The organism is Rubellimicrobium aerolatum (genome assembly GCF_017872975.1).
Taxonomy (GTDB): domain Bacteria; phylum Pseudomonadota; class Alphaproteobacteria; order Rhodobacterales; family Rhodobacteraceae; genus Rubellimicrobium; species Rubellimicrobium aerolatum.
Genome location: NZ_JAGGJP010000004.1, coordinates 290,484 through 297,732, shown reverse-complemented (window position 1 = coordinate 297,732; position 7,249 = coordinate 290,484). Strand labels below are relative to the sequence as shown.

The 7,249-nt window shown below is 71.2% G+C and carries 5 protein-coding genes and 1 tRNA gene; 3 read left to right on the top strand and 3 right to left on the bottom strand.

Annotated features, from left to right (window positions below; all coding sequences use genetic code 11):
* Nucleotides 1-113: 113 nt before the first annotated feature.
* Nucleotides 114-2,288 carry an excinuclease ABC subunit UvrB gene (gene uvrB, locus J2Z33_RS07155; RefSeq protein WP_245218687.1) on the bottom strand — a complete coding sequence of 725 codons (2,175 nt, stop codon included), beginning with the start codon at nt 2,286-2,288 and terminating at the stop codon, nt 114-116.
* Nucleotides 2,289-2,462: 174 nt separating this feature from the next.
* Here uvrB and J2Z33_RS07150 point away from each other — a divergent pair, with 174 nt between their 5' ends.
* Nucleotides 2,463-2,774, top strand: a complete 312-nt coding sequence (locus J2Z33_RS07150) for an ETC complex I subunit (protein WP_209839327.1) — start codon at nt 2,463-2,465, stop codon at nt 2,772-2,774.
* 53 nt (nt 2,775-2,827) lie between these two features.
* Here the strand turns inward: J2Z33_RS07150 and J2Z33_RS07145 are convergent, their stop codons facing one another.
* Nucleotides 2,828-3,676, bottom strand: a complete 849-nt coding sequence (locus tag J2Z33_RS07145) for a superoxide dismutase family protein (RefSeq protein WP_209839325.1) — start codon at nt 3,674-3,676, stop codon at nt 2,828-2,830.
* Between the two features lie 126 nt (nt 3,677-3,802).
* On the opposite strand from J2Z33_RS07145, the gene J2Z33_RS07140 reads away from it, so the two are divergent.
* Nucleotides 3,803-3,879, top strand: a tRNA-Arg gene (locus J2Z33_RS07140).
* A gap of 51 nt (nt 3,880-3,930) precedes the next feature.
* Here J2Z33_RS07140 and katG read toward each other — a convergent pair.
* Nucleotides 3,931-6,165 (bottom strand): catalase/peroxidase HPI, encoded by a 2,235-nt coding sequence (gene katG, locus J2Z33_RS07135; RefSeq protein WP_209839323.1) that lies wholly within the window; start codon nt 6,163-6,165, stop codon nt 3,931-3,933.
* A gap of 139 nt (nt 6,166-6,304) precedes the next feature.
* Here katG and J2Z33_RS07130 point away from each other — a divergent pair, with 139 nt between their 5' ends.
* Nucleotides 6,305-7,219 carry a hydrogen peroxide-inducible genes activator gene (locus J2Z33_RS07130; protein ID WP_209839321.1) on the top strand — a complete coding sequence of 305 codons (915 nt, stop codon included), beginning with the start codon at nt 6,305-6,307 and terminating at the stop codon, nt 7,217-7,219.
* Nucleotides 7,220-7,249 lie beyond the last annotated feature (30 nt).

Sequence of the window (7,249 nt, the reverse complement as noted above, 5' to 3'; positions counted from 1 at the left end):
TCGGGCCGTGGGATGTGACCAGTCATGATGTGAACAGTACTCCTACCCCTTAGGGAAGTGGGAGACCCTGTCCGGTCAGTTCGGGGGCAGCTTCAACAAGCTCGTATCCAGAATTACCTCCGCCCCTTCCTCTTCACCCCACCCCGCTGCCCCGGCCGTCCCGCCGTGCTGCGCCCGGTGGCCTTCTCGGCCTCGGCCACCGCCGTTTCGACCGCCTGCTGGCGCGCGAGGGGGTCGTCGTGGAGCACCAGGTCCACCGTCTCCAGCCGCTTGACCTCGTCGCGCAGGCGCGCGGCCTCCTCGAACTCCAGGTTCTCGGCGGCCTTGCGCATGTCGGCGCGGAGGCCGTCGAGGACGGCCTTGAGGTTGCTCCCCGCCGCCACGCGGTCGATCTTGGCGGTGACTCGGGCCATGTCGGTGTCGCCCTTCCACATCCCGGCCAGCACGTCCTCCACGTTCTTCTTGACCGTCTGCGGCGTGATGCCGTGCAGGACGTTGTAGGCCACCTGCTTCTCGCGACGGCGCTCGGTCTCGCGCATGGCGCGCTCCATCGAACCCGTCACCCGGTCGGCGTACATGATGACCTTGCCCTCGGCGTTCCGGGCCGCGCGGCCGATGGTCTGGATGAGGGAGGTCTCGGAGCGCAGGAACCCCTCCTTGTCCGCATCCAGGATCGCCACCAGCCCGCATTCGGGGATGTCGAGCCCCTCGCGCAGGAGGTTGATCCCCACCAGCACGTCGAAGGCGCCGAGGCGGAGGTCGCGCAGGATCTCGATGCGCTCGATGGTGTCGATGTCGCTGTGCATGTAGCGGATGCGGATGCCCTGCTCGTGCAGGTATTCGGTCAGGTCCTCGGCCATGCGCTTGGTCAGCACCGTCGCCAGCGTCCGGTAGCCGGCGGCGGCGACGCGGCGGATCTCGTCCAGGAGGTCGTCCACCTGGGTCGCGACGGGGCGGATCTCGATGGGCGGGTCGATGAGGCCGGTGGGGCGGATCACCTGCTCGGTGAAGACGCCGCCGGCCTGCTCCAACTCCCACGGCGCGGGGGTGGCGCTTACGAAGACCGACTGCGGGCGCATCGCGTCCCATTCCTCGAACTTGAGGGGGCGGTTGTCCATGCAGGAGGGCAGGCGGAAGCCGTGCTCGGCCAGGGTGAACTTGCGCCGGTAGTCGCCGCGATACATGCCGCCGATCTGGGGGACCGAGACGTGGGATTCGTCGGCGAAGACGATGGCGTTGTCGGGGATGAACTCGAAGAGGGTGGGGGGCGGCTCGCCGGGGGCGCGGCCGGTGAGGTAGCGGGAGTAGTTCTCGATGCCGTTGCAGACGCCGGTGGCCTCCAGCATCTCCAGGTCGAACTGGGTGCGCTGCTCCAGCCGCTGGGCCTCCAGCAGCTTGCCCTCGCCTTGCAGCTGCCCGAGGCGGACGCGCAGCTCCTCCTTGATGCCCTTGATGGCCTGGGCCATCGTCGGGCGCGGGGTGACGTAGTGGCTGTTGGCGTAGACGCGGATGCGGTCGAAGCTGCCTTCCTTGTGGCCGGTGAGGGGGTCGAACTCGGTGATCGACTCCAGCTCGTCGCCGAAGAAGGACAGGCGCCAGGCGCGGTCCTCCAGGTGGGCGGGCCAGATCTCCAGCGCGTCGCCGCGCACGCGGAAGGAGCCGCGGGCGAAGGCGACGTCGTTGCGGCGGTACTGCTGCGCGATGAGGTCGGCCAGGACCTTGCGCTGGTCGTAGGGCTGGCCCACGAAGAAGTCCTGCGTCATGGCCGAATAGGTCTCCACGGACCCGATGCCGTAGATGCAGGAGACGGAGGCCACGATGATGACGTCGTCGCGTTCGAGCAGGGCGCGGGTGGCCGAGTGGCGCATCCGGTCGATCTGCTCGTTGATCTGCGATTCCTTCTCGATGTAGGTGTCCGAGCGGGCGACATAGGCCTCGGGCTGGTAGTAGTCGTAGTAGCTGACGAAGTATTCCACCGCGTTGTCGGGGAAGAAGCCCTTGAACTCCCCATAGAGCTGGGCGGCCAGCGTCTTGTTGGGGGCGAGGATGATCGCCGGGCGCTGCGTTTCCTCGATCACCTTGGCCATGGTGAAGGTCTTGCCGGTGCCCGTCGCGCCGAGGAGGACCTGGTTCTGCTCGCCCTCCCTGACGCCGCGCGCCAGCTCGACGATGGCGGTGGGCTGGTCGCCCGCCGGGTCGAAGTCGGTCTTGAGGGTGAACCGCTTGCCGCCCTCCAGCTTCTCGCGGCGCTGGGCCAGCGGCTTCCTGGGGCCGAAGAGGACCGGCATCGACTCGGGCGAGTTGTTGTGCATGGGGGCTGACCTGACGCGGGGGGACCTCTCTATTTGGTCCCTTTTCGTTCTCGAAACAAGGCGCGCGCTTGCGCGCGGGCGGCCCCTGCGGCACAAGGTCCCCGAGCGCCTGCGGGCGCGAGGCCCCGGAGAGGTTCAGGAGACGACGCCATGCGTGGACGCATCACCCAGATGCCCCGGAACAACACCCAGATCGGCAGCGCGGTCAAGGGCGACTGGGTGCTCGACTTCGAGCAGGGGAGCGAGCGGCACATCGACCCGCTGATGGGCTGGACCTCGTCCTCGGACATGCAGACGCAGGTGCGGCTGACCTTCGAGACGAAGGAGGCGGCGCTGGCCTACGCGCTCAAGCACGGGATCGAGGTCATCGTGCAGGCGGCCTCTCCCCGCAAGCCCAACATCCGCCCCGGCGGCTACGGCGAGAACTTCTCGACCTCGCGCCGCGAGCCCTGGTCGCACTGACGGGGCGAGGTGGGGCGGGGCCGGGGTCCGGCGGGCCGGACCCCGCTTGGCGCCTACTCCGAGGCGGGCTCGCCGTTGGCGCCCTGGCCGTCCTGCGCCTCGGGGACCTCCGCCGCCGCGCCGTCCTCCAGCGCCGGGTCCTGCGGCTGCGCGCCCTCGTTGGCGTCCTGGAGATCCTCGTCGAGGTCGCCGCCGGCGGGCTCGCCGCTCACCACGCTGGCGTCGGTGGTGGAGTCGGTCATCGTGCCCGGCGCGGCCTGGATCACCGCGCAGGCGATCCGGTCGCCCGAGTTGCCGCCCGGCTGCGTCGTGTAGTCGTCGGGGTCCGAGTGGATGATGAAGGCGCTGCCGTCCTCGTCGAAGACCATGTCCATGGTCAGGCCGATGGCGACGGCCTCGGTGTCCAGCGTGCCGTCCTCGCCCACGTTGGCGTTGGGCAGGTCGCCCGGATGCGGGCCGGTGTCGGTCATCACCCCGTGCTCGTTGCCGCCGGCGATGTGCTCCCCGGCCGACTCGAAGCCCGGTCCCTCGCAGGCGCCGACGAGGTGGAGGTGCATGGCGTGGATGCCCGGCGGCAGTCCCTCGGCGTTGATGAGCACGAGCGCGTGGCCCGAGGCGGTGGCCGAGACCGAGACGTTGCCGAGCTGGTTGCCCTGGGCGTCCATGATCCCGCCGGTGCCGCCCTGGGATTCCTGCCCGGCGGGCAGGGCGTCCTCGGGCTGGTCGGCGGCGGCCTCGCGCGCGGTCTGGCCCTCGGTGGTCTGCTGGCTGGTCTGGTTGGTGGGCCGGGTTTCCTGGCTTTCGGTCTGCGGCTGGTTCTCGGCGGGCGTCGCGGCCTCCTGCGCGAGGGCGGGGACGGCCAGCGTGGCAAGCGCGAGCGCCAGGGTCGGGAATCGGGTCATGGGGAGCCTCCTCCGGGGTTGACGCCTGCCAACGGGGCGGAGGGCGGTCGCGTTCCTTGGAGGGCGGTCCGGGGCCGCTCGGGGCGCTTTTCCTGCGCGCCGATCCGGGCTAGGACGGGGGGCAGCGGTCCCATAGCTCAACTGGATAGAGCAGCCGACTTCTAATCGGCAGGTTCGGGGTTCGATTCCTCGTGGGATCGCCAGGATTTCCGGGGGGCGGCCCCGCCCCCGAAGGGGCAGGGCCGTGGGGCCGGTCAGGCCCGCAGGTCGAAGCGGTCGAGCTCCATCACCTTGGTCCAGGCGGCCACGAAGTCGGCCACGAACTTCCCGGCCGCGTCGTCCTGGGCGTAGGCCTCGGCCAGCGCGCGCAGGATCGAGTTGGAGCCGAAGGCGAGATCGACACGGCTCGCGGTCCAGCGCACGTCGCCCGTGGCGCGGTCGCGGCCCTGGTAGACCCCGGCGCCCTCGGCGATGGGCGCCCATTTCGTGCCCATGTCGAGCAGGTTCACGAAGACCTCGTTGGTCAGCGCGCCGGGCCGCGTCGTCATCACCCCGTGCGTGGAGCCGCCGTGGTTGGCGTCGAGCGCCCGCAGGCCGCCCCAGAGCACCGTCATCTCGGGCGCGCTCAGCGTCAGGAGCTGGGCGCGGTCCACCAGCAGCTCCTCGGGCGAGAGGTGGTGCGGGCCGGAGGCGACGTAGTTGCGGAAGCCGTCCGCCTGCGGCTCCAGCGCGTCGAAGGAGGCGGCGTCGGTCTGCTCCTCGGTCGCGTCCACGCGGCCGGGGGTGAAGGGCACGTCGATAGCCACGCCCGCCGCGTGGGCCGCCTGCTCCACCGCCGCCGAGCCCGCCAGCACGATCAGGTCGGCGAGCGAGACCCGCTTGCCGCCCGTCGCCTGGGCGTTGAACCCGGCCTGGATGCCTTCGAGCACGCCCAGCACCCTGGCCAGCGTCGCCGGCTCGTTGGCCGCCCAGTCCTTCTGGGGCGCGAGGCGGATGCGCGCGCCGTTGGCGCCGCCGCGCTTGTCCGAGCCGCGGAAGGTCGAGGCCGAGGCCCAGGCCACCCCGATCAGGTCGCGCGCCGGCACGCCCGAGGCGAGGGTGCGCGCCTTGAGGTCCGCGATGTCGGCCGCGTCGATCAGCGCGTGGTCGAGCGCGGGCAGCGGGTCCTGCCAGATCAGGTCCTCGGTGGGCACCTCGGGGCCGAGATACAGGCGCTTCGGCCCCATGTCGCGGTGGGTCAGCTTGAACCAGGCGCGGGCGAAGGCGTCGGCGAAGGCCTCCGGGTCCTGGTGGAAGCGCCGGGCGATCGGCTCGTAGATCGGATCGAAGCGCAGCGCGAGGTCCGAGGTGAACATGATCGGCCGGTGCGCCCTGGACGGGTCGTGCGCGTCGGGGATCAGGTGCTCGGGCTTCACGTCCTTGGCGACCCACTGCTTCGCGCCGGCGGGAGAGGTGGTCAGCTCCCAGTCGTAGCCGAAGAGCGTGTTGAGATAGCCCATGTCCCAGGTCGTCGGGTTCAGCTTCCAGGCGCCTTCCAGGCCCGAGCCCATGGTGTCGTGGCCGTTGCCGGTCCCGTGCGAGGACAGCCAGCCCAGGCCCATCGCCTCCACCGGCGCGGCCTCGGGCTCGGGGCCGACCTTCGTCGCCACGCCGTTGCCGTGCGCCTTGCCGAAGGTGTGGCCCCCGGCGATCAGCGCCACCGTCTCCTCGTCGTTCATCGCCATGCGGGCGAAGGTGTCGCGGATGTCGCGCGCCGAGGCGAGCGGGTCGGGGTTGCCGTCCGGCCCCTCGGGGTTGACGTAGATCAGGCCCATCTGCACGGCCGCCAGCGGGTTGGCGAGGGCGCGGTCGCCCGAATAGCGACTATGCTCATGCTCGCTCGTCGCGAGCCACTCGCCCTCGTCGCCCCAGTAGATGTCCTCCTCGGGCTCCCACACATCGACGCGGCCGCCGCCGAAGCCGAAGGTCTTGAAGCCCATCGACTCCAGCGCGACGTTCCCCGCAAGGATCATCAGGTCCGCCCAGGAGACGCGGTTGCCGTATTTCCTCTTGACTGGCCAGAGCAGGCGGCGGGCCTTGTCGAGGTTCACGTTGTCCGGCCAGCTGTTCAGCGGCGCGAAGCGCTGCGTCCCCGAGCCCGCGCCGCCGCGCCCGTCGGCGATGCGGTAGGTGCCGGCGCTGTGCCAGGCCATGCGGATCATCAGCGGCCCGTAATGGCCCCAGTCCGCCGGCCACCAGGCCTGCGAATCGGTCATCAGCGCCCGCAGGTCGGCCTTGAGCGCCTCATAGTCGAGCGCCTGGAACTCGGCCTTGTAGTCGGAACCCGCGCCCATCGGGTTCCCCGCCGGCGCGTGCTGGTGGAGCACCTTGAGGTTGAGCGCGTTGGGCCACCAGTCCCGGTTGGTCCGGCCCGCGAAGCTCGCCCGCATCGGGGCCACCCCATGCGCCACCGGGCACCTGCCCGCTTCCGCCACGCCGTTTCCGTCCATCGCGTCCTCCTGTCCGATCGCTGCGGCCCTGCGGGGCGAATCCCCGGAGGGCCATGGCTGCCTTGTCCGCCTGCGGGCATAGCAAAGCGGTTCCATCGGTTCGAGTTGAATATTTCGATGCAACCGATAAGCTGAGCTTATGAGGAACATCACCCTGCGGCAGCTCCGCTACTTCGACGCGCTGGCGCGGCACGGGCATTTCGGCCGCGCCGCCGGCGCCTGCGCGATCTCGCAGCCGGCCCTGTCCCAGCAGGTCCGCGAGCTGGAGGACTCGCTCGGCCAGCCGGTGGTGGAGCGGGACGCCCGGCGGGTGCGGCTCACCGGGTTCGGCGAGGCGCTGGCCCCGCGCGTGCGCGACATCCTCCGCCAGGTGGACGAGCTGGGCGACCTCGCCCGCGCCTCGGGCGAACGCCTCGTGGGGCGGCTGCGGATCGGGGTGATCCCGACCATCGCGCCCTATCTCCTGCCCGAGGTGGTGGGGCGGCTCACGCGGGCGAACGCCGGGCTCGACATCCACGTGCGCGAGACGGTGACCTCGCGGCTCCTCCAGGACCTCGGCGACGGCCGGCTCGACGCCGCCATCGTCGCACTGCCGGTGTCGGAACCGACGCTCTCCGAGGTGGCGCTGCTGTCCGAGGACTTCGTGCTGGTCCGCCCCGCCGCCGACGAAGGCAAGCCCGTCCCCGACCGCGAGATGCTGCGCGAGATGCGGCTCCTGCTGCTGGAGGAGGGGCACTGCTTCCGCGAGCAGGCGCTGTCCTTCTGCGAGGCGCGGCCCGCCCGCCCGCGCGAGGTGATGGACGGCAGCTCCCTTTCGACGCTGGTGCAGATGGTGGGGGCGGGGCTGGGCGTGACGCTGGTCCCGGAGATGGCGGTGACGGTCGAGACGCGCTCGGCCCCGGTGTCGGTGGCGCGCTTCCCGGGGGTCCCGCCGTCGCGGACCATCGGCATGGTCTGGCGGCGCACGAACCCGCTCGGCCCGCAGCTCGCCCGCGTGGCCGAGATCGTGCGCGAGGCGGCCGAATCCCTGCGCGACGCGGCGCGGGCGGCCTGACGGTTCCGCCCGCCGGCGCGGCATGATCTA